The organism is Lacihabitans lacunae, assembly GCF_042649125.1.
Lineage (GTDB): Bacteria > Bacteroidota > Bacteroidia > Cytophagales > Spirosomataceae > Leadbetterella > Leadbetterella lacunae.
In genome coordinates, this window is the sequence record NZ_JBHRYQ010000001.1 from 1,555,539 (window position 1) to 1,581,771 (window position 26,233).

19 protein-coding genes and 1 CRISPR repeat array are annotated in these 26,233 nt (G+C 35.9%); of the genes, 14 read left to right on the top strand and 5 right to left on the bottom strand.

The window, feature by feature from the left end:
* Window positions 1–102 precede the first annotated feature (102 nt).
* The 9 genes from cas9 (at window position 103) to ACFOOI_RS06840 (ending at window position 15,408) form a co-directional block, all read left to right on the top strand.
* The gene (gene cas9, locus ACFOOI_RS06800; RefSeq protein ID WP_379836416.1) at window positions 103–4,599 is read left to right on the top strand and encodes a type II CRISPR RNA-guided endonuclease Cas9; all 4,497 of its coding nucleotides are present in this window, start codon (window positions 103–105) and stop codon (window positions 4,597–4,599) included.
* A 47-nt stretch (window positions 4,600–4,646) separates the two neighbouring features.
* On the top strand, window positions 4,647–5,579 hold the full coding sequence (cas1, locus tag ACFOOI_RS06805; protein ID WP_379836418.1) for a type II CRISPR-associated endonuclease Cas1: 933 nt from the start codon (window positions 4,647–4,649) through the stop codon (window positions 5,577–5,579).
* Window position 5,580: 1 nt separating this feature from the next.
* Window positions 5,581–5,919 (top strand): CRISPR-associated endonuclease Cas2, encoded by a 339-nt coding sequence (gene cas2 / locus ACFOOI_RS06810; protein WP_379836420.1) that lies wholly within the window; start codon window positions 5,581–5,583, stop codon window positions 5,917–5,919.
* Window positions 5,920–6,026: 107 nt separating this feature from the next.
* A CRISPR array of direct repeats spans window positions 6,027–9,792; the repeat unit is 46 nt; unit sequence GTTGCAATAAATATCAATAAGTCAATGTACGAAAGCAAATCACAAC.
* Window positions 9,793–10,226: 434 nt separating this feature from the next.
* Window positions 10,227–10,937, top strand: a complete 711-nt coding sequence (locus tag ACFOOI_RS06815) for a DUF2490 domain-containing protein (RefSeq protein ID WP_379836422.1) — start codon at window positions 10,227–10,229, stop codon at window positions 10,935–10,937.
* 75 nt (window positions 10,938–11,012) lie between these two features.
* On the top strand, window positions 11,013–11,705 hold the full coding sequence (locus tag ACFOOI_RS06820) for a response regulator transcription factor (RefSeq protein ID WP_379836424.1): 693 nt from the start codon (window positions 11,013–11,015) through the stop codon (window positions 11,703–11,705).
* The gene (locus tag ACFOOI_RS06825) at window positions 11,702–13,057 is read left to right on the top strand and encodes a HAMP domain-containing sensor histidine kinase (protein ID WP_379836426.1); all 1,356 of its coding nucleotides are present in this window, start codon (window positions 11,702–11,704) and stop codon (window positions 13,055–13,057) included. Before ACFOOI_RS06820 ends, ACFOOI_RS06825 begins: the two co-directional genes overlap by 4 nt.
* A gap of 96 nt (window positions 13,058–13,153) precedes the next feature.
* Complete coding sequence (locus tag ACFOOI_RS06830; RefSeq protein WP_379836428.1) at window positions 13,154–13,933, top strand: prohibitin family protein; 780 nt, start codon at window positions 13,154–13,156, stop codon at window positions 13,931–13,933.
* A gap of 25 nt (window positions 13,934–13,958) precedes the next feature.
* On the top strand, window positions 13,959–14,153 hold the full coding sequence (locus ACFOOI_RS06835) for a hypothetical protein (RefSeq protein WP_379836430.1): 195 nt from the start codon (window positions 13,959–13,961) through the stop codon (window positions 14,151–14,153).
* Between the two features lie 580 nt (window positions 14,154–14,733).
* Entirely contained in the window at window positions 14,734–15,408 is a 675-nt protein-coding gene (locus ACFOOI_RS06840; protein ID WP_379836432.1) for an HAD family hydrolase, read from the top strand.
* Here ACFOOI_RS06840 and ACFOOI_RS06845 read toward each other — a convergent pair.
* From ACFOOI_RS06845 to ACFOOI_RS06855, 3 genes are all read right to left on the bottom strand, one after another.
* Window positions 15,398–16,492 (bottom strand): SO2930 family diheme c-type cytochrome, encoded by a 1,095-nt coding sequence (locus tag ACFOOI_RS06845; protein WP_379836433.1) that lies wholly within the window; start codon window positions 16,490–16,492, stop codon window positions 15,398–15,400. The genes ACFOOI_RS06840 and ACFOOI_RS06845 overlap by 11 nt on opposite strands.
* A 23-nt stretch (window positions 16,493–16,515) precedes the next feature.
* Window positions 16,516–17,784: a parallel beta-helix domain-containing protein gene (locus ACFOOI_RS06850; protein ID WP_379836435.1), complete on the bottom strand. Its 1,269-nt coding sequence runs from the start codon at window positions 17,782–17,784 to the stop codon at window positions 16,516–16,518.
* A 124-nt stretch (window positions 17,785–17,908) separates the two neighbouring features.
* A complete protein-coding gene (locus ACFOOI_RS06855) occupies window positions 17,909–18,487 on the bottom strand; it encodes a Crp/Fnr family transcriptional regulator (protein ID WP_379836437.1) in 579 nt (192 codons plus the stop codon).
* Between the two features lie 43 nt (window positions 18,488–18,530).
* On the opposite strand from ACFOOI_RS06855, the gene ACFOOI_RS06860 reads away from it, so the two are divergent.
* Entirely contained in the window at window positions 18,531–20,900 is a 2,370-nt protein-coding gene (locus ACFOOI_RS06860) for a carboxypeptidase regulatory-like domain-containing protein (protein WP_379836438.1), read from the top strand.
* 64 nt (window positions 20,901–20,964) lie between these two features.
* Here the strand turns inward: ACFOOI_RS06860 and ACFOOI_RS06865 are convergent, their stop codons facing one another.
* Together ACFOOI_RS06865 and ACFOOI_RS06870 are read right to left on the bottom strand one after the other, a co-directional pair.
* Window positions 20,965–22,206, bottom strand: a complete 1,242-nt coding sequence (locus ACFOOI_RS06865; protein WP_379836440.1) for an ammonium transporter — start codon at window positions 22,204–22,206, stop codon at window positions 20,965–20,967.
* 54 nt (window positions 22,207–22,260) lie between these two features.
* Window positions 22,261–22,599: a P-II family nitrogen regulator gene (locus ACFOOI_RS06870; RefSeq protein WP_379836442.1), complete on the bottom strand. Its 339-nt coding sequence runs from the start codon at window positions 22,597–22,599 to the stop codon at window positions 22,261–22,263.
* Window positions 22,600–23,300: 701 nt separating this feature from the next.
* Between ACFOOI_RS06870 and hisB the strand changes: the two genes are divergently transcribed.
* The 4 genes from hisB (at window position 23,301) to coaD (ending at window position 26,230) form a co-directional block, all read left to right on the top strand.
* Window positions 23,301–24,422: a bifunctional histidinol-phosphatase/imidazoleglycerol-phosphate dehydratase HisB gene (hisB, locus tag ACFOOI_RS06875; RefSeq protein WP_379836444.1), complete on the top strand. Its 1,122-nt coding sequence runs from the start codon at window positions 23,301–23,303 to the stop codon at window positions 24,420–24,422.
* A gap of 99 nt (window positions 24,423–24,521) precedes the next feature.
* The gene (locus ACFOOI_RS06880; protein ID WP_379836446.1) at window positions 24,522–25,205 is read left to right on the top strand and encodes a MotA/TolQ/ExbB proton channel family protein; all 684 of its coding nucleotides are present in this window, start codon (window positions 24,522–24,524) and stop codon (window positions 25,203–25,205) included.
* Between the two features lie 3 nt (window positions 25,206–25,208).
* The gene (locus tag ACFOOI_RS06885; RefSeq protein ID WP_379836448.1) at window positions 25,209–25,610 is read left to right on the top strand and encodes an ExbD/TolR family protein; all 402 of its coding nucleotides are present in this window, start codon (window positions 25,209–25,211) and stop codon (window positions 25,608–25,610) included.
* A gap of 137 nt (window positions 25,611–25,747) precedes the next feature.
* A complete protein-coding gene (gene coaD, locus ACFOOI_RS06890) occupies window positions 25,748–26,230 on the top strand; it encodes a pantetheine-phosphate adenylyltransferase (RefSeq protein WP_379836450.1) in 483 nt (160 codons plus the stop codon).
* Window positions 26,231–26,233: the final 3 nt, after the last annotated feature.

Consider the following 26,233-nt stretch of genomic DNA (forward strand, 5'->3'; position numbering starts at 1 on the left):
TGTAAAGGTAAATGAAAATATTTAAAATAAAAACGCGTAGAAATACCTATTTTAATTTTTTCAATTTTATAGTAGATTGCATAAAAATCCTTAAAATATAACATGAAAAAAATCCTCGGACTTGATTTAGGAACTAACTCTATAGGTTGGGCTTTAGTAAATTTAGATTTTGACACAAAAAATGGAAATATTGAAGGCCTCGGAAGTAGAATAATTCCAATGACGCAAGATGTTTTAGGAAAATTTGATTCTGGAGTTTCCATTTCACAAACTGCTGAACGAACTGGCTATAGAGGAGTCAGAAGATTAAGACAAAGACTGCTTTTAAGAAGAGAAAGACTACATAGAGTGCTGAATATCCTCGGTTTTTTGCCTGAACATTATAAAGAAAGTATTGATTTCGAAAATAAACTCGGGAAAATAAAGCCAGAATTAGAACCCAAATTAGCCTATTCTAAAGACGATAAAGGAAATTTCACTTTTCTTTTTGAATCTTCATTTTTAGAAATGGTAAATGATTTCAAATCACAGGGCAAAGAAGATTTAAAAATACCTTATGATTGGACAATTTATTATTTAAGAAAAAAAGCTTTGACAAGAGCCATTACAAAAGAGGAATTAGCTTGGTTAATTTTAAATTTCAATCAAAAAAGAGGTTATTATCAATTAAGAGGAGAAGAAGAAGCTAATGAATCATCAGGGAAAATTGAAGAGTTTTATAAGCTTAAAGTAAAAGATGTAAGGGAAAGAGAAAAAGGTAAATCAGGAATTTGGTATGATGTGATATTAGAAAATGACTGGATTTACAAACGTGAAAGTAAAACTCCGTTAAATAGCTGGATAGGAAGCGAAAAAGAATTTATAGTAACTACTGAACTAAACGAAGACGGCTCAATAAAGCGAAATAAGGAGAATGAAGAAAAAAGAAGCTTTAGAGCTCCGAAAGAAGATGATTGGAATCTATTAAAAATCAGAACAGAAAAATCTATACTCGATACTGATAAAACTGTTGGTGCATATATTTATGATAGTTTATTAGAAAACCCAAGTCAAAAAATAAAAGGCGAACTAGTTAGAACGATTGAGCGAAAATTCTATAAAAGTGAATTTATCAAAATATTGAAATCGCAAACCCAGTTTCATCCTGAATTACAAGATGAAAAGCATTTTTCTGAGTGTGTCAATCATTTATATAAAAACAACGAAGCTCATCGAAATAATATCAAAAATAGAAACTTTGAGTATTTATTTACTTCAGATATTATATTCTATCAGCGGCCGCTAAAAAGCAAAACCTCCCTCATAAGCGACTGTAAATTAGAGTTTAGAGAATTTTCAAAAAATGGAATTTTAATAAAACAACCTTTAAAATGTGTTCCAAAATCACATCCTTTGTTTCAAGAGTTTAGACTTTGGCAGTTTATCCAAAATCTTAAAATTTTCAAAAAAGATCCAATTGACGATATTGACTTAAGCTCAGATTATTTAAATAATGAAGAAGCTTTGACTCATTTATTTGAAATATTAAATGATAAAAAAGACATTACTCAAAAGCAGTTTTTAGCTATATATAAACTCAAGGAGGATAATTTTAAATGGAATTACGTAGAAGACAAAACCTACCCATGCAATGAAACAAGAAATTTGTTTCTTAGTAAAACTTTAAAAATTGAAGGCTTCGAAAAAGCTTTCTTTACCCCTAAAGTCACAGAAGAACTTTGGCACATACTATACTCAGTTTCGGATAAAATTGAAATTGAAAGTGCTATTCATAAATTCGCCTCAAAACATGGATTAACCGAAGAATTTGAAAAAATATTTTCTAAACTACCTCCATTTAAAAATGAGTATGGGGCATATTCACTAAAGGCAATCAAAAAACTTTTGCCTTTGATGAGAACTGGTAAGTTTTGGAGCAAAGAAAATATAGCCCTCAAAACATTGAATAAAATAGAGAACGTAATAAATGGGGTTTATGACGAAAAAATAAGCCTAAGGTTTAGAGAAAAAGCAGTTAACTTCACAGAAATCGACCATTTTAGAGCTCTCCCACTTTGGTTTGCCTCATACGTAGTTTATGATAGACATTCAGAAAGTAACGATCTAAAAAAATGGAACTCCCCGAATGATATTGAGAATTACTTAAAAAAAGAATTTAGACAACATTCGCTTAGAAATCCAATAGTTGAGCAAGTTATCACTGAAACCTTAAGGGTAGTTAGAGATATATGGAATGAATACGGGAACGGCAAAGCTAATTTTTTTGACGAAATACATGTAGAATTAGGCAGAGAAATGAAAAATCCGGCTGATAAAAGAAAACAGATATCAGAACAGGTTTCAAGAAATGAGAATACAAACATTAGAATTAGGGCGATTTTAGAAGAATTAAAAAGCCAAGGTTTAAAAGATATCAGGCCATATTCGCCAAGTCAACAAGAGATATTAAAAATTTACGAAGACGGAGTATACTCGAATGAAAGCAGAAAAGATGAATTAGAAACCATTGAAAAAATCAGAAGAAACAGTAAACCCACTTCATCCGAAATTCAAAAGTATAAATTGTGGCTTGACCAGGGTTATATATCGCCATACACCGGAAATATTATAAAACTAAGCGATCTTTTTACGACCAAATATCAAATAGAGCATATCTTTCCACAATCACGTTTTTTTGATGACTCTATGACCAATAAGATTATCTGTGAAAGTGAAGTTAACGCACTGAAAGACAATCAAACTGCTATGGAGTTTATCTTAAAGCACGGTGGTGAAACAGTAACACTTAATGGCGGAAAAAATGTCAAAATATCAGAAGTAAAAAAATACGAAGAGCACGTTAAGAGCTATTTCACCAAAAATAAAACTAAGCTCAAAAACCTCTTAAGCGTAGATATACCAGAGTCTTTTATAAACAGACAGCTAAATGACAGCAGATATATAAGTAAGGTGATTAAAAACTACCTGAGCAACATAGTTAGAGCGGATAATAATGAGAAATTAGAAATTGAAGCTATTTCTAAAAACGTGGTGCCAGTTACAGGAAGTATAACTTCTCAAATGAAACAAGATTGGGGATTAAACGAAATATGGAATGAACTAATAACTCCGAGATTTGAACGGTTAAATGAAATATCAAAGTCTAATGATTTTGGACAATGGGAAAACAAGCAAGGCAAAAATATTTTTCAAATATCTGTTCCAGAAAAAATAGCCAAAGGATTTTCTAAAAAACGAATCGACCATCGCCATCATGCATTAGATGCACTAGTGATTGCATGTATCACAAAAGACCATGTAAATTATTTAAACTCTTTAAACTCTAAAAATGACAATCATGGATTAGTCTCGAAGCTTAGAAAAATAGAAGAATATACAAAAGATGGCAAAACAAGAAAAGCAGCTAAAGACTACCTTAAACCTTGGAAAAACTTTACGATTGAGGCATTAGTGCATCTTTCTAAAACTATAGTTAGCTTTAAACAAAATACCAAGGTTATAAAAAAAGCTGTAAATAAATACGAAAAAATAATAGACGGCAAAAAAACAAAAGTAACCCAAACCAAAGGTGAAAACTGGGCAATAAGAAAGCCAATGCACGCAGAAACTGTAAGTGGAAAGGTTTTATTAAAGCGAGTTAAAGAAACAAAAGTGTCAATCAGTAGCGTACTTGAAGATATTAACCTCGTTGTAGATTCTGAAATAAAAAAGATACTAAAGGAAAAAGCTACCTTTTATAATGGAAACCTTAGTGGTTTCAAAAAACACCTCAAAGAATCTCCGATTATTATAGATAAAGAAAAAATAGATAAAGTTGAAATCTTTGAATTTATTGAAGCCACTGCCACACGCAAAAAACTAGATACCACTTTTGACGAAAAACGAATTTTGAAAATTACAGACACCGATATTCAGAAAATATTATTAAATCACCTCGCCCAAGGAGAATATCAAAATGTAAGAGATGAAAAGAAAAACCTAATACCCGCACACGAACTGGCATTTAATGAGGAAGGATTAGCGGCTCTTAATCAAAATATAGTAGAACTAAATGGTGGCAAGAAGCATCAACCTATTAAAAAAGTGCGAATATTTGAAGAAGGTAGTAAGTTTGCTTTGGGCGAAACAGGAAACAAAAAAGACAAATATGTAGAAGCTGCTAAAGGCACTAATTTGTTTTTTGCAGTATACGTAAACTCGGAAGGTAAAAGAAACTTTAAAACAATACCTTTAAATGAAGTTATAGAAAGCCAAAAATTAGGATTAAACATTGCACCTGAAGAAGATGAAAATTCTAATAAACTTGTATTTACATTGTCTCCAAACGACTTGGTTTATTGCCCAACTGAAGAAGAAATGGCACAACCATTCCAATTAGAAATCCATAATGCCTCCAAAACACAATCAGAAAGAATTTACAAGCTAGTTAGTTTTTCTGGCTCTCAAGCTTTTTTTGTTCAAAATAGTATCGCAACTATGATTGCAGATAAAATAGAATTTTCTGCACTCAATAAAACCGAAAAATCAATCGATGGCATTATGATAAAATCAGTTTGCTGGAAATTAAAAATAAATCGCCTTGGAAAGTTAGAGAAATAAAATTGGCATATCATTTGTAATGGCTTTATTATAAAGCCATTACAAATATGATAAAACGCACATTATACTTCGGAAATCCATCGTATCTATCGATGCGAAACGAGCAACTGGTACTAAAATACCCTGCTGTAGAAAAAAACTCGGGCAATCAGGTTCATTATAAAAAAGAAGCAGAAACTACAGTACCGATAGAAGACATCGGGATGATCATCATAGACCACAGGCAAATTACCATTACCCATGATCTGTGTGAAAAACTAATAGAAAACAATTCGGCCATAGTTTGGTGTGATGCCAAACACCATCCTACAGGCATGACTTTGCCTTTTGCGGCTAACGATACCCTCGCAGAAAAAACGAGATATCAAATTGAATCTTCTGAACCACTAAAAAAACAGCTTTGGAAACAAACCATAGAGGCCAAAATATTAAACCAAGCGGCAGTTTTAAACCACTTTGAGCTCCCAAATGCCGACCTTGGCTTTTTAGCCACACAGGTTTTAAGTGGAGACACCGGAAATATAGAAGGAAGGGCGGCTGCAAAGTACTGGAACAAACTATTGGAACCATTTGAAACTACCCGAGGCCGATTTGACGGTCCACCAAATAACTTCCTTAACTACGGCTACGCCATACTTAGAGCCACTGTGGCTCGGAGCCTAGTTGGTAGTGGCTTATTGCCGGTATTGGGCATACATCATCGAAACAAATACAACCCCTATTGCCTAGCTGACGACATTATGGAGCCCTATAGGCCGATAGTGGACCTACACGTATTTGAATATATAAACAAAGAGGAGTTTCTGCCCGAATTGCTCGGAAAGTCTGAAAAGGCTCATATTTTAAACCTGCTAAATATAGATGTAGAAATAGAAGGCAAAAAAAGTCCTTTAATGGTTGGGGTGCAACGCACCACTTCTTCCCTAATGAAATGTTTTATGGGTGAAACTAGAAAAATCTTGTATCCAACGCTCAATTAAAATGAACTTAGACAGACTAAATCAATACAGAATTATGTGGGTAATCGTATATTTTGACCTTCCGACCGAAACCAAAAAAGATAAAAAAGCCTATCAAGAGTTCAGAAAAGGTTTACAAAGAGACGGTTTTAGAATGATGCAGTACTCGGTATATTTTAGACATTGCAACAGCCGCGAAAACGCTGAGGTGCACAAACGGAGAGTGAAAAACCAAATGCCAGCCAAAGGAAACATAATCATGTTTGAAATCACGGATGCTCAATTTGGAAGAATGGAGTTTTATGAAGGCTACAAACGAAGTGCCTCAAAAGAAAACCCACAGCAATTAGAGATGTTTTAAACCAAAAAATGCCCCAAGCCGGGGCATTTAAAGCTGATACTTATTTGATTTTTTATTTCTATTTTTCGAAATAACTAACTGACTATATGATATTTACGAACTAGTATGTTGCAATAAATATCAATAAGTCAATGTACGAAAGCAAATCACAACTCAGTTCCAAAATCAGCACCAGCTCCTCCGTTGCAATAAATATCAATAAGTCAATGTACGAAAGCAAATCACAACCACTTTTTAATTGTAGTAGGCAAAGCAACTGTTGCAATAAATATCAATAAGTCAATGTACGAAAGCAAATCACAACAGAATTATCTTTCGGAAATGTACGAAAGTAGTTGCAATAAATATCAATAAGTCAATGTACGAAAGCAAATCACAACACGGTAGGTATAGTTTTACCCGATACTACCGTTGCAATAAATATCAATAAGTCAATGTACGAAAGCAAATCACAACGAGGACTTTGAAGGATTAGCAGATCGGATTGTTGCAATAAATATCAATAAGTCAATGTACGAAAGCAAATCACAACGGGTATGGAGAAGAAAATGGTACCATATAAGTTGCAATAAATATCAATAAGTCAATGTACGAAAGCAAATCACAACTATCAAAGCCTCCGCTAATTGTTTCCGCTGGTTGCAATAAATATCAATAAGTCAATGTACGAAAGCAAATCACAACACTTCGGAAAGATTGGGAGGTGCTGAAGGAGTTGCAATAAATATCAATAAGTCAATGTACGAAAGCAAATCACAACAAGAATATGATGCATTGATACAGTCAAAAGTTGCAATAAATATCAATAAGTCAATGTACGAAAGCAAATCACAACATAATATAGAAATGTTTGAAAAATGGAAACGTTGCAATAAATATCAATAAGTCAATGTACGAAAGCAAATCACAACTTTGCAGGTGCGGCAGGTGCGGCAGCCTTAGTTGCAATAAATATCAATAAGTCAATGTACGAAAGCAAATCACAACATATCCAAAATCACCCCCTACCTGTCACAGTTGCAATAAATATCAATAAGTCAATGTACGAAAGCAAATCACAACCTACTTTTCTCTTATCAGTAACCTCACGCCGTTGCAATAAATATCAATAAGTCAATGTACGAAAGCAAATCACAACTATGCCACCTTATATTATTATGAAAAAGACGTTGCAATAAATATCAATAAGTCAATGTACGAAAGCAAATCACAACGCATAATCACACTATAAGAATGCAACAAAAGTTGCAATAAATATCAATAAGTCAATGTACGAAAGCAAATCACAACGGTGTCGTATGAGTATATAGTGAACGAGATGTTGCAATAAATATCAATAAGTCAATGTACGAAAGCAAATCACAACCCAAACATCCACACACTACGAAAAGGATAAGTTGCAATAAATATCAATAAGTCAATGTACGAAAGCAAATCACAACGATTAAAGGTATCCCTTATACTTGAAATTTGTTGCAATAAATATCAATAAGTCAATGTACGAAAGCAAATCACAACCGTCTTCTATTGAATACACCTCTAAGTCTGTTGCAATAAATATCAATAAGTCAATGTACGAAAGCAAATCACAACCCTTTTACCCATACTAAAAATAAATAAGGTGTTGCAATAAATATCAATAAGTCAATGTACGAAAGCAAATCACAACAATACACCAATCATAATGCTCGGTTAGTTTGTTGCAATAAATATCAATAAGTCAATGTACGAAAGCAAATCACAACATTTTATAATGCTTTATTACGAAATTACACGTTGCAATAAATATCAATAAGTCAATGTACGAAAGCAAATCACAACACGAAAGCGAAGACCCTAGTAAGTACGATTAGTTGCAATAAATATCAATAAGTCAATGTACGAAAGCAAATCACAACAACTATCGAACTATACAACTGCTCACCTTTGTTGCAATAAATATCAATAAGTCAATGTACGAAAGCAAATCACAACAGCAACTGCCATCTGAAGTTATGTACTTGTGTTGCAATAAATATCAATAAGTCAATGTACGAAAGCAAATCACAACGGGATATTGTTACTACTCCGACTTGTTCGGGTTGCAATAAATATCAATAAGTCAATGTACGAAAGCAAATCACAACGGTATTTATATCTTATGGCCAAAATCTCAAGTTGCAATAAATATCAATAAGTCAATGTACGAAAGCAAATCACAACATAGGCTTCGAAGGTTGTTCAGGTCGAGAAGTTGCAATAAATATCAATAAGTCAATGTACGAAAGCAAATCACAACACAAACGGCTTCGAACCTTCACAAGTTTACGTTGCAATAAATATCAATAAGTCAATGTACGAAAGCAAATCACAACATAGATTCACCTTCCTCTAATTTACCTCCGGTTGCAATAAATATCAATAAGTCAATGTACGAAAGCAAATCACAACTGTTGCTACCTGCATACTTATTTTTCTTTAGTTGCAATAAATATCAATAAGTCAATGTACGAAAGCAAATCACAACTTTAATACGATAAACCCCAGCAGGGTCATTGTTGCAATAAATATCAATAAGTCAATGTACGAAAGCAAATCACAACTTCCGACGGTTTTATCTCTGCCGTGTTCACTTGTTGCAATAAATATCAATAAGTCAATGTACGAAAGCAAATCACAACGAAGGCGTGGGATGATAGGGTTAAGTAGTGGTTGCAATAAATATCAATAAGTCAATGTACGAAAGCAAATCACAACAAGAATCAATTTTTGAACTGTAAATTTCGAGTTGCAATAAATATCAATAAGTCAATGTACGAAAGCAAATCACAACGTACTAACCGTCATATAAAAAAAATTTGTTGTTGCAATAAATATCAATAAGTCAATGTACGAAAGCAAATCACAACTTTATTGCTATTCGATTTTAATTGCTTGGCGTTGCAATAAATATCAATAAGTCAATGTACGAAAGCAAATCACAACGTGCTCGTCTGAGCCTTAAATTCTGGCATTGTTGCAATAAATATCAATAAGTCAATGTACGAAAGCAAATCACAACAACGGGCAAACCGCTTGTTATATCTCTAAGTTGCAATAAATATCAATAAGTCAATGTACGAAAGCAAATCACAACGAGATTGAGAGTGGCTTACAACAATAGCTGTTGCAATAAATATCAATAAGTCAATGTACGAAAGCAAATCACAACTCTTTTGGTGTGATGTTACCGTGAACGGAAGTTGCAATAAATATCAATAAGTCAATGTACGAAAGCAAATCACAACGTATCGGTTCAGACATTCACGACTTTTTACGTTGCAATAAATATCAATAAGTCAATGTACGAAAGCAAATCACAACTTTCAAAACGTATTCTTTCGGCTCGGTTAGGTTGCAATAAATATCAATAAGTCAATGTACGAAAGCAAATCACAACGGCGTGGAATGCAGGAGATTGACATGAGTTGTTGCAATAAATATCAATAAGTCAATGTACGAAAGCAAATCACAACAAACGGCCTTTATTACGTGTAAAAATATGAGTTGCAATAAATATCAATAAGTCAATGTACGAAAGCAAATCACAACTTATTCTTCTTTGAATATTACCAGAGGTTCGTTGCAATAAATATCAATAAGTCAATGTACGAAAGCAAATCACAACTAAGGAGTTGAGGTTTTATTAATTATGGCAGTTGCAATAAATATCAATAAGTCAATGTACGAAAGCAAATCACAACTTATTACCCTAACCAACAAACAGCATAAGGTTGCAATAAATATCAATAAGTCAATGTACGAAAGCAAATCACAACGTGTTTAGCCTGGCGATTAGGTCGAATTCTGTTGCAATAAATATCAATAAGTCAATGTACGAAAGCAAATCACAACACGCCCCGTTTGCAAATCTAACCTCCATTGTTGCAATAAATATCAATAAGTCAACCGGGGTCGCGTACGACTACGAAAGCTATTCATATTCGGTTCTCGGCTACGCTCGAACTGACTGAAGCTGCAATAAATATCAATAAGTCAACCGGGGTCGCGTCCGACTACTAAAGCAAATCACATTCGGTTCTCGGCTACGCTCGAACTGACTGAAATTGTAATAAATATAAAAATATCAAAAATCCCTCAATTGACCTCAATTACCTCCCTTACCTCCCTCCAAATATAATGCAATCTACATATTTTTTGGCTTAAATTTTTCAATATTTGCCCTCCCTCCTAAGCATATTCTAATACTCAATTTGCTAGGAAAGATATTATTTCAAATAAATATTTCGGAGATTGCATTTTTTTTCTAAAACAAATTAAAAATATAAATGGGTGTATATTCATACGCTTGGCGTTTTGCGTCGATCCTACTTTTTTGCTTTCTTACTTTTGTACAGGCTGCGGCTCAGGATTCTGACGCAGGCACTTGGAATATTATCACTTTAAAAACCATCTTCTCGCCAAAATGGAGTGCATTTGCTGAGGGGCAGCTGCGGTCGCTGAGGTTTTATAATGATTTTCATTATCACGAGTTTAAGGCAGGTGCCGTCTACAAAGCCCACCCAAATGCCACCGTGGCCCTTGCCTTTGGCAAATATGACACCTATGCCTCGGGTGGAAACTTTGAAACTCCAAAAAACAATGCCGAATACCGCCTTTGGCCCCAATTTTTCGTTACCCAAAATCTGAATAAACTCAAGTTTGAGAACCGAACTCGGGTAGAATTTAGATTTACTTCAAATGGCTATCGCAACAGATTTAGAAACAGAATAGGATTAAGTTATCCCCTCATAAAAACCAAGAAAAAGGCTCCGAAACTAGAGGTAGCGATTTATAACGAATTGTTTTTTACAAATACCGAACCCTATTTTGAAAGAAACAGGGCTTCTGTAAATCTATTTTATCACCTCAATTCTAGCAGTAACATTATGCTCGGTTATTTGCAGCAGTTTGACTACAAAATAAACGACGAAACCGGAAAAGGGTTTATTCAGATGGGATATTCGAAAACCTTAAATTTTAGTAAAAAGAAATTCTAAGGGCATTCTAATTCAATTGTAATATTATTCTAACTTGGCTGGTCTATTTTTACTTTTAAATAAAGCAAAGACTCAATGAATATTGCAGGAAAAATACTAATTGTAGAAGACGAAGACAAAGTAGCGAGTTTCATAAAAAAGGGACTACAAACCCAAAACTTCGACTCCACAATAGCCTCTACCGGCGTGCAAGCCCTTTCTTTGATAGAATCAGAAAATTTTGATTTGGTGATATTAGACATTGGTTTGCCAGATATAAATGGCATAATGCTGTGTAAAACCATCAGAGCGAGCCACGAAAACATCCCGATATTGATGCTAACGGCTTTGGGCGGGGTGAGCGATAAGCTGTCTGGTTTTGAAGCTGGAACCGACGACTACCTCGTGAAACCTTTTGACTTCATGGAGCTTTTGGTACGGGTAAAAGCACTACTAAAAAGATGCTCGGACCAAAACAATGAGAGAATAGAAAAACTAACGGTAGGCGATTTGGAGTTGGATTTAAAAGAAAAAGTAGCCCGAAGAAATAAGGATGTGATCAACTTAACCGCCAAAGAATTTAACCTTTTGGAATACTTTATGCGTAACCAAGGCCGTGTAGTATCAAAAGTAGATATAGCTGAAAAAGTATGGGAAATAAACTTTGACACAGGCACAAATATTATAGAAGTATACGTAAACTACCTCCGAAATAAAGTAGACAAAGGATATACCAACAAACTCATTCATACGGTAGTGGGAATGGGCTATATGTTAAAACAAAAATGAGCATAAGACTTCAACTTATATCGTTGTATTTGATCATCATTACGGTTTTGGTTTCGCTGTTTAGTGTCTCTATTTTTTTTCAAAGCGAAAACCACCGAAAAAACGAGTTTAAAGGCCGGCTTAAAGACGAGGCCATTATGGCGAGCACCATTTTTTTCAATAAAAATGAAATAAGCCCCGAAATTCTGAAAGTATTAGACAAAAACAAACTTACCACATTGTATGACGAAGAGGTCTTTATTTTTGATAAAAATGACCAAATCGTGTACGAATCTGGAGAAGATAAAATAGCCATAGAAAAAGCTAAAATAACCGAAGTAAGAGCCTCTCGGGAAAAATATTGGAAAAACCACACCAAAGAGTTTTTTGGGATAAAAATCAAAAACGGAAGCCAAGAGTTTATTATAATATCTTCAGCAATAGACAAATACGGCAACTTAAAACAAAAAAATCTTTTATTCACTCTATTTTTTGGTGGGCTAATCGTGCTTTTATTAAGTTCTTTGGCAGGCTGGTTTTTCGTAAAAAGAATGCTGCAGCCCATACAAAGCATTATCACAAAAATAGATAATATAAAATCGCCTCAAATGGGCCTTCGGCTTGAACTGGGCAAGTCAAACGACGAATTTACTCAACTCTCTATTCGGTTTAACAGAATGCTCGATCGCCTTCAGAATGCTTTTTTGGAGCAAAAAGCATTTGTGTCGCATGCCTCACACGAGCTACGCACTCCGCTGACGTCTATCACCGGACAAATACAGGTTTCGCTATTGGCCGACGACGATCCAGATGAACTTAAGAAAATGATAAAGTCGATTCTGGAAGATGTCCAAAACCTGAACATGCTCAGCAATAACCTACTAGACTTGAGCTCTTTAAATGCCGAAAACCAAAACCATAGCTTTAGCTTAATAAATATTTTAGACAAACTCTCACGGGTACGCAATGAAATTTTAAAGAAACAGCCCAAAGCCACTATTAACCTACATTTTGAGGAAGAAAGCGATGAAATCCCAGAGCTTTTGGCGATACCGAGTTTAGCTTATACGGCGTTTTTGAACATTATAGAAAACGGCGTTAAATACGCGACAGATAAGACCTTAGATATTTGGGTGACCAACAGTAAAAAAGAAATCACAATAGCATTTCAGAATAAAACATTGGAAATAAACGAAAATGATCTTGATAAAATATTTGAGCCATTTAGGCGTGGGCCAAATTCAAAAAACAAGTCGGGGCATGGTGTAGGTTTACCATTAGTAAAAGGAATATTGGAGCTTCATGATGGAAAAATAGAGGTTAAAATGGTTTCTAATTCTGAAATATTATTTTTGGTTACATTGCCCAAGTAGCAATCTAAGTACATTCTAATTATAGCTTAACACGAGTCTAATAGTAGGGTATTAAGTTTGTATCAAAGAAAGTCAAACTTTTAAATACAAATAAAAATGAAACCGCAAACTATCATCGCATTAGGTGCAATCGCATTTTTGAGCAGCTGCACCATTATCAGACAGGGAGAAGTAGGTGTTAAAAGGTCATTCGGTAAAATAAAACAAGAACCACTTATGGAAGGTGCAAGAGGCTTTAATCCTTTTACAACAACCATCATAAAACTGCCCACCAGAACTATGAATATGGAGGTCAGGCTACCGTTACCTTCAAAAGAAGGATTAACAGTTCAGTCAGATGTGTCGATACTTTATAGACTAGATGGGAAATATGCTCCGAAAGTAATTGAAAACTTAGGACGAAATTACGAACAGGTGGTCATTTTACCAGTTTTCAGGTCCGCGGTGGCTGATATTTCTTCACAGTATTTTGCAAAAGATATGCATACTGGGCAACGCTCAGTAATAGAAAGGTCAATTAAAGAATTGATGATGAAACAGCTGAAAGAAAGAGGGTTTGAAGTAGAGGCAGTGTTACTTAAAAGTATTGTATTGCCAGCTGGACTTACTAAAGCTATCGAAGACAAATTAGAAGCAGAGCAGGATTCGCAACGCATGCAGTTTATCCTTGATAAAGAAAAACAAGAGGCACAAAGGCTCATAATAGAGGCTGAAGGAATAAGGGATGCTCAAAAAATAGTGGCAGAAGGATTGACGCCTTTGCTGCTCAGATTTAAAACTATTGAAGCATTCAATAAACTTTCCACTTCGCCTAATACCAAAGTTATAATTACGAGTGGAGAACAGCCACTTATGATTGATTCAAATATTAAATAATTAAAAAACCTTAAATATAACAGACATGACAATGCTAGAATACACCAAAATGATACTTGAAAAAGTAAGTTTTGATAGAAATATATTTAGAAAAGAATTAAAAAAAGCGACACACTATGTAAGCAAAGAAGAATACCAACACCTGAAAGATTGGTGCAAGGAGCGGTTTAGCCACATGGTTATAAGAAAGCGAGTTTTGAGTAATAGGGTAAATATGTGATTAGTTAAGTACCTTGGAGATTTTCACCAAGGTACTTTTTTTTTACTGTCAAACGGTTAATTTTTATTTTTATAGAAAACATAGCTTAAATCTACCACTGAAGCCATTTTTTAACCATTTTGAAAAACACCCCCTTTCATTAACTGGGTCGCCTGCCAGCGGGGCCTCCATTTTTTTTCGAAAAAAAACGGAGCAAAAAAAACTGCACCCTGCAAACTCGCACAATTAAAATTCTTATTGTCAATGTTCTAATAAAAATATACTTCCCAAAAGAATTTTAACAGTGCTCAAACAGTGCAGGGCGATGTAAAGATTTATTTTCTATTTTTTTAACCGTTTGACAGTACTTTTTTTTTAAGTTTAAACCCTCTCCGATAGATAATGAGACTTCGGCTAATTGCTTTATTTCAAATAGTAAATGACTTTTCAAGTATTCCTAAGATAAATAAAAGAAAAACCACCGAAGTTCATTTTTAGATAAAATAGAACAAAATGAAGTTCATTTATAACTTTTAAAACTTCAAGTAAAAATCCGTTCGCCTCACATTTTGAATCCTTTACCTTTGTAAAAAAATAACTTATGCTGAAAGCGATATTATTTGATATGGACGGGGTTATAGTAGATACTGAGCCTTTGCACAAAAAGGCCTACTATATGATGTTTGATACTTATAATATTGAAATGACCGATAGCCTCTACGAGAGTTTTACCGGAAAATCTACCAAAAACACATGCACCATATTGGTCAATCATTTTGGACTTTCGGCTACTCCTTTGGAGCTTGAACACTGCAAAAGAAACTTTTTTAATGGCCTATTTGAAACTGACCAAAGCCTCCAATTATTAGATGGGGTGCATGACTTAATCCTTGATTTTTATAACAATGGCCTTACCCTTATATTGGCATCTTCGGCCTCTATGGGTACTATTAACAAGGTTTTCAAAAGGTTTGAGTTGGAGAAATATTTCACCGCAAAAATCAGTGGAGCAGAACTAAAAGCATCCAAACCACACCCTGAAATATTTGAAAAAGCCGCCAAACTAGCAGGTACTACACCCGAGCATTGCATCGTGATTGAAGATTCGACAAACGGAATACATGCAGCCAAAGCCGCTGGATGCTACTGCGTAGGCTATGACAGTCTACATTCTAAAAACCAAGACTATAGCCAAGCAGATTTCGTGGTGACTGACTTTAAAGATTTTTCTTATTCAAAAGCCAATCAGCTGCTGCAGAAACACTTTATTTCTTAGGCTCCAATTCGTCTATCCATGCAGTGAGTAATGCCACGCCTTCCTTGTGAATACTTACGCGGCCTATTTCTGGCATCATAACGCCTGGATGCGTGCTGTTCATTCTATATGTGATGATTGACTCTTTTCCTTTGCCAGGAAAAATGTCATATTTCAGGTTACCTGCTCCCATTCCAGCAGCCACAGGAGATTTGTAAACGCCCCAATGAAACGGGTCGTTTTCTTCTACCGTGAGGCGTAAACCCGAAGAGCCCGCTGGGCCGTTTGGATTATGACAATGTCCGCAATTACTGTCTAAATATGACCTCGCTTTGTCGCTCAAACTGGCCTTAGTGTCTGTCATATAAACCATGTTTTTAACCAAAGTCAAGTCTCCTTCTCCTTTTAGCTTACCGAGTTTCATCCAATGAGCCAATTGATTTTCTGAGCCTTCGGCATATGCGTAATCGTTATTAAGCTGCTTTACTTTTAATCCAATCGGCGAAAACGTATCGCCTTGGTTATGGCAACTTTTACACTGATTTTTGTTAGGCATCGTGTAGTCAATCGAATGCGACTCTCCGGCTTCGTTTTTAAACGTCACCGGCACTTTTCCTCCAATAGATTTATAGACCGCTTCGGTTTGCTCTTTGTTCCATACATACGGATAGGCCTCCCATTTGCCACCTTTTTTTACTAAGAGTCTAGTTTCTATTATTTGCTTTTCGGCGTCCGGTTTATTAAAATCAGCTGGATAATAGAAGTTTTTGACCAAAATAGAATGCTCGGGAAAAACAAAAGCAGCATCAGGTTTATTTAAATCAAAACTCGCAGCCGAGTCCGCCGGGATGTAAACAAAACGCTTTTTGAAAGCATAGTCTGTAAAAAGAGGCATAGCGGGGGCATAAGCCAATAAATCCTTAGTTGGGACTAATTGGCTCATCTCTCCATCATAAATTCCGTACTCAGACAAGTTTGCCAAGGGAAATTTTGCATAGTCAAGTTCGGAAATACTTGGAGCCGAACTCTTCTTAAAACACGCAAATGCAACAGCCATAGTAAACACAAAAGCACTAAGGCGAAAAGCATTGTTTTTATAAATCATAGGTTAAAATGTTTTTTTGTCAATTATAGGTTTTTCAAGGCCTCGACATCAGTTTTTACCACCGATTTACCTTTAAAGTTTTCGATATCATTCTCCACTCCTATCTCAGTAATTTTGCCACTTGCGGGAATATCCAATCTAGAGAATCTCAAATCGGGCGATTTTTCATCAATAAAAATATTCATTGGATTTTTCGAAACAGCTTTACCTCTACTGTCGTCAATAATGCCGTCATACAGTACATCTTGAGATTTAAAGCATTTGGCGGCCACTAGCTTACCCAAGTCTTTGGTTAAGTCAGGCACACCAAAAGTATGCTCGTAGGTATTGTCATGAATATAAATATCAGAGACAAATGGAGTCCAACCCGGATGGTTTGGAATAGGCAACTCCGTGATGTGATACGAAGCAACAGCAACCGCATAGGTTTTGTGATCCAAAATTTTGTTGTCATACACCTCCACGTTTTTTCCTGAAAGAATTATTACGCCACTACCCGGGGGAATCATCGAAACTGGATTTCCACCTTGTGCTATCGCAAAATTGTCGTGGTTGTTTTTCTTTATTGTATTTCTATAAATTTTACAGTTTTGACCTGCCGCTTTTGGTAAACCGGGTAAGTTAAAAACCAATATTCCCCCCGTATTATTTTCAGCCACGTTGTCGTATACTTCCGCATTGTCAGAGTTTTCTATTTCTATTCCGGCTACATTCTCAAATACGTAGTTGTTTCTCACCACAATATTTTCTGATTGCCCTACATATATGCCCGCATCTCTCGAGTGCGACACTTCACAGTTTTGAACCACCACATTCTTGCATTGCACCGGATAAATGCCGTATGTACCGCTTTTTGCCAAGTCTTGGTGCGACCACGTGGTATTTACTTTGTCAAAAATAAGTCCGTCGCAATGCTGAGTTTTGATGTCATCGCCAGGAGCATCTATTACCGTAAAAGCTTCTAAACGGATATTGTTTCCTGCTATTTTTAAGCCTTCACCACCCGAAGTAAGGGTTTTAAAGGAAAGCACAGTCTCAAACATGCCGGCTCCTTTTATGGTCACTTTGTTAACATTATCCAAAATCAACTGCGTAGGCAATTCGTGAAAACCTGCAGGTATTTCTATCAAATCCCCTTCTTTGGCATCAATAAATTTAGCTATCAATGCTTCTATCTCGGCCTCTGATGCCTTTTTAAGATTGGAAACATCGAGAGATTTACTTTCGGGAGTTTTGCTACACGATAAAATTGTGAATGCAAAAACTGAAACGAGCAAGAAGATTTTTTTCATAGTAATTTATTAAGTTAGCTAACATTTAAAGGCTAGATATCAAAATTGAGAAAAAGACTTCAAGAAGACAATCATTTGTAATATTTAAAGATTTTTTATTGACATATGTCAAAAAAAAGTACAATTACAGCCGTTTAGCTCGAAGTCTACTGAGCGTTTCATTGGAAATTCCAAGATAAGAAGCTATCATTGATAACGGAATTCGGTTAAAAGTATGAGGTTTAGCTTTCAAGAGGTTCTCGAATCTCTGTTGGGCCTGAAGGTGATGAAATTCGTAATGATAGAGTTCAGTTTCTAAAAAATATTGTTCGGTTATTTGACGGCCAATACGCTCTATTTCATGAAAATCATCGTAAAGCTCGTAAAGTTTGTTTCTATTTATTTCTATAACCGATGTGGGCTCCATAGCCACAATACTGGTAATACTAGGAGACTGAGAGATAAAACTAGAAAGCGGAACAGCAAAGTCATTTTCGAAACCAAACCAAACCGATATTTCTTCGTTTTTGGGAGAAACAAAAAACTCGGTTACGCAGCCACTAATAATAAAATAGATTTGAGAGCTCACTTGACCTGAAGAAAACAGCAATTCTTTTTTCTTAAATTTCCTGAACGAAAGTGCCTCTACAAAAGCTTTTTTAGCCTCAGCAGAAAGACCGAACTTTTGTTCTAAAATAGAAATGAAACTTTTTATATGGGCCATTGGAGCGATAAATAAACCCTAAACTACTCAAATTTATGTTTTTATGAAGAAAAACTTTACCCTATTTATTTTAACCCTATTTCATATTTGTGCATTTGGTCAAAAACCTACACAAACTATACATGGCATAATAACCGACCAACAAACCTTACAAACATTACCCGGAGCAACGGTTACCATCAGCTCACCAAACTACAAAAACTCAGTAATTAGCGACTCTGCAGGTAAGTTTACTTTAACAAAAATACCTGTCGGAAGAGTAGCAATTCAGGTGCAATACATTGGCTATGAACCTTACTCTATGCCTGACTTTTTGGTCACATCTACCAAAGTGCCCTATTTGACCATTAGCCTATCGCCGGGTGCTATAGCTACCGACGAGGTGATAATTAGTGCCTCAAAAAACGCATTTGAACCACTAAATGAACTTTCTGTGGTAAGTACAAGGTCTTTTACTGCTGAAGAAACCGAACGAATGCCAGCCGGAATAAACGACCCAGCAAGAGCAGCACTTTCGTATCCGGGTGTGCAAAGAGGGCAAGACGACACCGAAAATCAGATTGTGGTGAGAGGCAACTCGCCTATTGGCATATTGTGGCGACTCGAAGGCGTTGATATTCCCAACCCAAACCACTTTGCAATCATTGGTTCGTCAGGTGGTGGAGTATCTGTTTTCTCGGCACAGTTGATCGCAAAATCTGACTTTTCTACAGGCGGTTTCTCTGCCGAATATGGCAATGCCCTTTCGGGTGCTTTTGATATTAGATTTCGAAACGGAAACTTCGAAAATCGTGAAAATAGATTTAAACTAAGCGTATTGGGGATGGATTTTTCGACCGAAGGTCCCATAAAAAAAGGACGTTCGTCATATCTAGTAAACTATAGATATTCTACTTTGGGATTGTTGAGTAGCATGGGTATCTATTTGGTTGGCGAGCGGGTAACAAACAATTTCCAAGACTTATCTTTTAACCTAACTTTTAGGTCAAAATCTGGGAAAAGTGTACAAACTGTATTTGGATTGGGAGGACTCAGCGAAGAGCGATATTTACCAGTGAGCGACCCAAACAAAAGAATAATAGGAAGTGCAAACCAATGGGAAGACCGTGTAAAACCCGCCAATATGGGAGCCATGGGCTATACCTGGACGTATTTGCCTGACACCCGCTCTTACATAAAAGCCGTGGTAGCAGTGATGGGAAGCGATATACAACGCATGAGCGACACCCTTGACTTGCAAGACCAAAGGTTCAGATTTGAAACTCAAAAATATACCGATAAGCGTCTCGTGAGTTCGGTTACCTATCAGCGAAAACTAACAAACAAAACGGTGTTAAAAACCGGGCTAATCTTTAATCAAATATTCTTTGATTTTTATAAGAACACCATTCCCCGAACCTCCGTAAATGACATAAATCAGATTCAAAGAAAAACCTCGATTCAAGGCAGCGGACAAACTCAGCAGCTGCAGCAATATGTGTCGCTTCATCATGACATTAGCCCTAAACTCTCCGTAAATGCTGGTTATCATTTTTTGATGTTGATGACAAACAAAAGTACGTCTTTAGAACCTCGAGTTTCGCTTCAACTAAAGCCCACCGCAAACCAAAGGTTAAGTTTGGCTTATGGTCTTCACGGCAGAATATTGCCTTTGATGGCGTATTACTTTAAAGACAGTCTGGGAAACTATCCAAACTTAAACCTGAAAATGCTAAAGGCACATCACGGTGTATTGGCGTATCACCTGTATACCAAATCAAAAATGAGGTTTAGTGCAGAAACTTACGTGCAACGCCTCATAAATGTACCCATAAAACCGGACGCAACCGCCACCTACTGGATGCTCAACAATAGCAGCGACTTCCCTGAATTTGCGACTGTAAGCAAAGGAAAAGGATTAAACTATGGACTTGACCTTTCTTTAGAAAAACTCTTTTCTAATTCATATTACTTTTTGGTGACGGGCTCGCTTTTAAAATCGACATATTCTACGTTGACAGGTTTAAGTTACAATTCAAGATTTAATACGGGATTTTCAACGTCATATACCGGAGGTAAAGAATTCCCTTTAAAAAACGGTGGAATACTGCAATTAGGAATGCGATATTTGCTCAATGGCGGATTTAGATATACGCCTTTTGACCAGACCTTATCAGGAATTCAGGGTAGTTTTGTTCCTCTTGAGAACGGCGATTTTAGTCAACAAGTACCTGCATACAAACGCCTTGACGGCAGAATAGCCTATAGATATAACAGAAAAAAACTTGCCGGAAACATTAGTTTAGATGTTCAGAATATTTTGAATAGAATAAACGCTACTTCAATAAGTTACAATGCTGCCACAAACTCAACCAAAATAGAATATCGTGGCAGTGGCTTTGTGCCGGTTTTAAGTTTTCAGTTCGATTTCTAAAAATAAAAGAAGCCCTAATGACGTAAATCAAAAGGGCTTCAAATTTTATTCGGCTATAAAGCTTTTAAATATTGTTATAGATAGTCTCGCCATGCTCGTAGATGTCAAGTCCTTCTTCTTCAATTCTTTCAGGAACTCTAAGTCCAACTGTCATTTGAATACCTTTAAATAGTATAAATGAGGTAGCTAACACCCAAGCCATGGTTGAAAACACACCTATTGCCTGAATTCCCAATTGTGCAAATCCACCACCAAATAGTAGTCCACCTTCAGTAGCAAATACACCTACTAGCAAAGTACCCAACGCACCACAAACACCGTGTACAGAAATAGCACCTACAGGATCGTCCACCTTAAGGGTTCTTTCGAAAAACTCAAGAGAGAAAACCAACACTACTCCACAGATAAGTCCAATAATAACTGCACTTCCTGCTGAGACTGCTGCACAACCGGCTGTAATTCCAACCAAACCTGCCAAAGCACCGTTTAGGGTTACCGAAAGCGAAGGCTTTTTGTAACGCATCCAGCTGACCATCATAGAGGCTAATGCACCTGCCGCTGCAGCTAAGTTTGTAGTAATAAAAATGTGTGCTACTGCTATGGCGTTGTCTTTACCTGTGGCTGCAAGTTGCGAACCTGGGTTAAAACCAAACCAACCTAACCATAAAATAAACACACCCAATGAACCCAATACCAAGTTATGACCCGGTATTGCCACAGGCTTTCCTTTTACGTACTTGCCAATTCTTGGCCCTAACAATGCCGCTCCTACCAATGCTGCCCAACCTCCTACTGAGTGAACAACCGTAGAACCTGCAAAGTCAATAAAACCTAGCTCAGAGAGCCATCCGCCACCCCAAGTCCAGTGACCCGAGATCGGATATATGATAAGCGTAAGCACTATACTATATATAAAGTATGCTTGAAACTTAGTACGCTCTGCCATAGCACCCGAAACAATAGTGGCCGCGGTAGCCGCAAAAACCGTTTGGAACATAAGCGTGGTATATGGAGGCAAGCCGTCCATAGAGTCGTCGCCAAACATAAGGGTGAATTTTCCGATAAAGCCAGAAACGTCTTCACCAAACATAAGGCTATAACCGATTAACCAGAATACCAATGAACCTACGGCGTAGTCCATTAAGTTTTTCATAATGATGTTCGCACCGTTTTTGGCACGCGTAAAGCCAACTTCCACAAGGGCAAAGCCAGCCTGCATAAACATAACTAAACAAGCTGCAATAAGCACCCAAAGACTGTCAATAGATGCAGCCAAATCAGTTACTGTTGTTGATAGTTCTTCCATAGTATTTTAAAATTTTCTTTGGTTTAAATTAGATTTTCAAGTTTAGGCGTAATATTAATTTAGTGCTTCAGAACCTTCTTCTGCATTTCTTATTTTAATGGCTCTTTCTACATCTGACACAAAGATTTTCCCATCTCCGATTTCTCCAGTAGCACCCGATGCCAATATGGCCTTAATAGCAGGATCCACGTATTTGTCAGAGCAATAAAACGAAACTAATATTCGCTCGATAACGCTGGTGTCGTACACTATTCCGTGATATGACCTCTCTTCAACCGCCTTGCCTTTTCCTCTCACTTCCCAGTAGGTCATGAAATCTATGCCTGCATCGTGTAGTGCATCTTGTACAGCCACAAACTTGGTTTTTCTAATGATAGCTTCAACTCTCTTCATAATTGTTTTTCCATAGTTTATTAAGTGAAAAATAAATAAAAATTCTTTTAGGGATATATATTAGATTAATACAATATTATTATTTTCAAAAAATATATTTAATAAAACCTGAGGCATTTAACCCCGCTGATCAAATAGACAAACAAACAAAGGACTAATTGCTTAAAAAACCAAATTTAATTGCATTTTAATTAATATTTAAAGAATTTTTAATTGAGATATACAATAATACAGAATTTTATATAAAAAAAATTTATCAATAAATTAAAATAATACAATTTCTATTTATAAAGTACAATTAAACATTTTTATTAATTAAAAATTAAAATTCATTAACATAAAATATATAAATAAAGAAAAAATATATTCAATATTCGAAAAACAAACACTACTTTAAGTAATTTTTAAATAAAACTAAAGAAGTCACCTCCCACCTAAACTTAAATATATCCCCTCACCAAAATATCAATTAAATACAATAAATAATACTTCCATTTGGATGGAAAATAATAAACTTATAGTTGGACTAATTTCAAAATAGTTAGTCCAAACACTATTTTCTCGAAAGTCAAATTCTCGTATTGGTAATGTTAGCCTTTCATTTATTAATACATTCTTTCCATTGGGCTAAGATTTTACTAAAAGGCTGTTTTTATTGTATAGTTAAAACCGTATTTTTGCAAAAAAATAAAAATCTTTAAATGCAGAAAGTCCTATTTATAGACCGCGACGGTACTATTATCGTTGAACCACCTATCGATTTTCAGATAGACTCACTCGAAAAACTAGCCTTTTTACCAAAAGCAATCAGTAACCTTAGAAAAATAGCGGAAGAGACAGAGTATGAACTTTCTATGGTAACCAACCAAGACGGCCTTGGCACAGATTCATTTCCTGAGGATACTTTTTGGCCAGCACATCAAAAAATGATGGACACACTCGAAGGTGAGAACATTCTGTTTAAAGATGTTTTTATAGACAAAACATTTGAACACGAAAATGCAGACTCCAGAAAACCACGAGTTGGTCTTTTGGGCAAATATTTTACGGAGGAATACGACCTCGCAAACTCATATGTAATAGGTGACAGACTCACAGATATACAACTGGCAATAAACCTAGGTGCTAAAGCCATATTTATAGGAGAAGCACTTCCTGAAGGCACTTCGGAGGCACTTGTAGAAGCTACAGCCTTCATAAGCAAAGATTGGGACAAAATATATGAGTTCTTGAAAATGCCACCGAGAACAGCATTAGTGCAACGGACAACCAAAGAAACAGACATTTTAATTAACCTTAACTTAGACGGAAAAGGGATTTCAAAAATAGACACTGGCTTAGGTTTTTTTGATCACATGCTGGACCAGTTAGCCAAACACTCAGGAGCCGATTTAGAAATAAAAGTAAATGGCGACCTACATATAGATGAGCACCATACAATCGAAGACACGGCATTGGCACTTGGCGAGGCTTACTTAAAAGCTCTCGGAGATAAAAAAGGAATAAACAGATACGGCTTTTTGCTTCCTATGGATGAATGCCTTTCTCAAGTTGCGATTGATTTTTCGGGCCGCCCTTGGTTAGTTTGGGATGCAAGTTTTAAGAGAGAAAAGATTGGCGAAATGCCAACTGAGATGTTTATGCACTTTTTTAAGTCATTCTCTGATACCTCAAAAACAAACCTAAATATTAAGTGCGAAGGAGACAACGAGCATCATAAAATAGAGTCGATTTTTAAGGCTTGGGCCAAAGCCATCAAAATGGCTACGCAACGAAACCTGAAAGAATTAGATGCATTGCCTAGTACAAAAGGTACACTCTAAAACATTCGTATGCATATTTGATTAAAAAAGTATTAATTTGCAAAATAATACGGCCGAAAATCAGTTATTTACCCAATAATTACAATATATATTATAAACATGCTCTTCAATTTAATCCTTCAAATACCTGCAGTAACTGATTCAACCGCTGCTGCCACGGCACAAAGCATCAATTATTTCTCTTTATTGCTCAAAGGTGGATTCGTAGTTTATCCTATTTTGGCATTGTTGTTAGTTACCTTATATCTATCAGCAGAGCGATATTTGTTTATCAAAGAAAATTCAAAAATAGATTTGGGATTTTTAAGATCATTAAATGACAATATTTTGAGAGGAGACGTTAGAACTGCGGCTTCGCTTTGTAAAGGAACAAACAAACCTATTTCTAGAATTTTGGAAAAAGGGATATCGAGAATAGGAAAACCTGTAAAAGACATAGAAAGTGCTATGGAGATACAGTCTAACCTTGAAATCTCTAAAATGGAGAAAAACATGGGATACCTTGGTCTAATAGCCGGTGTGGCCCCTACCTTGGGTTTCGTTGGTACTATTTCGGGTATTATCCGAATTTTCTATGAAATCTCAGTTACAGGAAATTTCTCAATAGAAACTATTTCAAATGGTCTTTATGAAAAAATGATCTCAAGTTTCTCAGGTTTGGTAGTGGGGTTAATTGCATACGCGGTTTATCATGGAATAAACATGATGATTGACAAATTTAGCATAAACCTACAAGCTACTGTAATGGACTTTTTTGATACGCTAAACGAACCTGCAAGATAAATTATGAAGTTTAAAAGACAAAGACGATTCGAAGCAGAGGTACAAACTGCGTCTCTAAACGACATCATGTTTTTCTTGCTGTTGTTTTTCTTAATTGTATCTACGCTTGGTAGTCCAAACGTAATAAAGCTAATGCTTCCAAAGTCTGAAAAATCGACGCATGACGTTAGTAAGCAACCGATTACGCTTTCGATAACATCAGATAAAAGATATTTTTTGGATAAATCTCAGGTAAATTTCCCTGATTTAGAAGGAAGGCTAATGGAACTAACCGCCGGCATGGAAGAACCCACCGTGGTGCTTAGGGCCGAGCAAGACCTTACGATTCAAGACCTCGTAGATGTGATGGCCATAGGTGCCCGACTCAGAATACGCATGGTATTGGCAACTGAACTGAACAAATAGTTCAGTTTTTTTTTGCCCAAATTTTACTTTTTAATTTCTTGATTTTACTTTCTATTTCAAAATTGGCCGAAATAAATAGTTTAGTTTAGAGAAAAAACTAATATTTTTGGCACTCAAAAAAGGAAAACAAAACCACTATGAAAAAAACAGCATTCTTTCCCGGATCATTTGACCCATTTACAAAAGGCCATGCTGACATAGTAGAAAGAGGCCTCAAACTTTTTGACGAAATAATAATTGGCATTGGTACCAACTCCAGCAAAAAGAGATATTTCGATATTGGCCTAATAGAAGCTGTTATAAAAGGAGCTTTTAAAAACAATCCGAGAGTAAAAGTTGTCTTTTATGACAACCTTACAGCCAAAATTGCGATGGAATATGGTGCACAATTTATATTAAGAGGACTTAGAAACACCACCGATTTTGAATACGAAAACACCATATCTCAGGTAAATCGCCAATTAGAAAATAGCCTCGAGACTGTATTTTTAATTACTTCCCCAACCTTGGCCCCAATTAGCTCAACCATAGTCAGAGAACTTCACAAGTACGGTGCAGACATATCGCCATATTTACCATATCCGATGGAAAAGCTTAAAACCGTAAGTGAAACTGAATAATGC

Excerpts from the sequence above, each read along its gene's own strand:
- ACFOOI_RS06835 (WP_379836430.1), top strand. The coding sequence starts at position 13,959 with ATGACAATGCTAGAATACACCAAAATGATACTTGAAAAAGTAAGTTTT.
- ACFOOI_RS06870 (WP_379836442.1), bottom strand. The coding sequence starts at position 22,599 with ATGAAGAGAGTTGAAGCTATCATTAGAAAAACCAAGTTTGTGGCTGTA.
- ACFOOI_RS06885 (WP_379836448.1), top strand. The coding sequence starts at position 25,209 with ATGAAGTTTAAAAGACAAAGACGATTCGAAGCAGAGGTACAAACTGCG.
- ACFOOI_RS06820 (WP_379836424.1), top strand. The coding sequence starts at position 11,013 with ATGAATATTGCAGGAAAAATACTAATTGTAGAAGACGAAGACAAAGTA.
- ACFOOI_RS06850 (WP_379836435.1), bottom strand. The coding sequence starts at position 17,784 with ATGAAAAAAATCTTCTTGCTCGTTTCAGTTTTTGCATTCACAATTTTA.
- ACFOOI_RS06825 (WP_379836426.1), top strand. The coding sequence starts at position 11,702 with ATGAGCATAAGACTTCAACTTATATCGTTGTATTTGATCATCATTACG.
- ACFOOI_RS06830 (WP_379836428.1), top strand. The coding sequence starts at position 13,154 with ATGAAACCGCAAACTATCATCGCATTAGGTGCAATCGCATTTTTGAGC.
- hisB (WP_379836444.1), top strand. The coding sequence starts at position 23,301 with ATGCAGAAAGTCCTATTTATAGACCGCGACGGTACTATTATCGTTGAA.
- ACFOOI_RS06840 (WP_379836432.1), top strand. The coding sequence starts at position 14,734 with ATGCTGAAAGCGATATTATTTGATATGGACGGGGTTATAGTAGATACT.
- ACFOOI_RS06815 (WP_379836422.1), top strand. The coding sequence starts at position 10,227 with ATGGGTGTATATTCATACGCTTGGCGTTTTGCGTCGATCCTACTTTTT.
- cas9 (WP_379836416.1), top strand. The coding sequence starts at position 103 with ATGAAAAAAATCCTCGGACTTGATTTAGGAACTAACTCTATAGGTTGG.
- ACFOOI_RS06855 (WP_379836437.1), bottom strand. The coding sequence starts at position 18,487 with ATGGCCCATATAAAAAGTTTCATTTCTATTTTAGAACAAAAGTTCGGT.
- cas1 (WP_379836418.1), top strand. The coding sequence starts at position 4,647 with ATGATAAAACGCACATTATACTTCGGAAATCCATCGTATCTATCGATG.
- ACFOOI_RS06880 (WP_379836446.1), top strand. The coding sequence starts at position 24,522 with ATGCTCTTCAATTTAATCCTTCAAATACCTGCAGTAACTGATTCAACC.
- cas2 (WP_379836420.1), top strand. The coding sequence starts at position 5,581 with ATGAACTTAGACAGACTAAATCAATACAGAATTATGTGGGTAATCGTA.
- coaD (WP_379836450.1), top strand. The coding sequence starts at position 25,748 with ATGAAAAAAACAGCATTCTTTCCCGGATCATTTGACCCATTTACAAAA.
- ACFOOI_RS06865 (WP_379836440.1), bottom strand. The coding sequence starts at position 22,206 with ATGGAAGAACTATCAACAACAGTAACTGATTTGGCTGCATCTATTGAC.
- ACFOOI_RS06860 (WP_379836438.1), top strand. The coding sequence starts at position 18,531 with ATGAAGAAAAACTTTACCCTATTTATTTTAACCCTATTTCATATTTGT.
- ACFOOI_RS06845 (WP_379836433.1), bottom strand. The coding sequence starts at position 16,492 with ATGATTTATAAAAACAATGCTTTTCGCCTTAGTGCTTTTGTGTTTACT.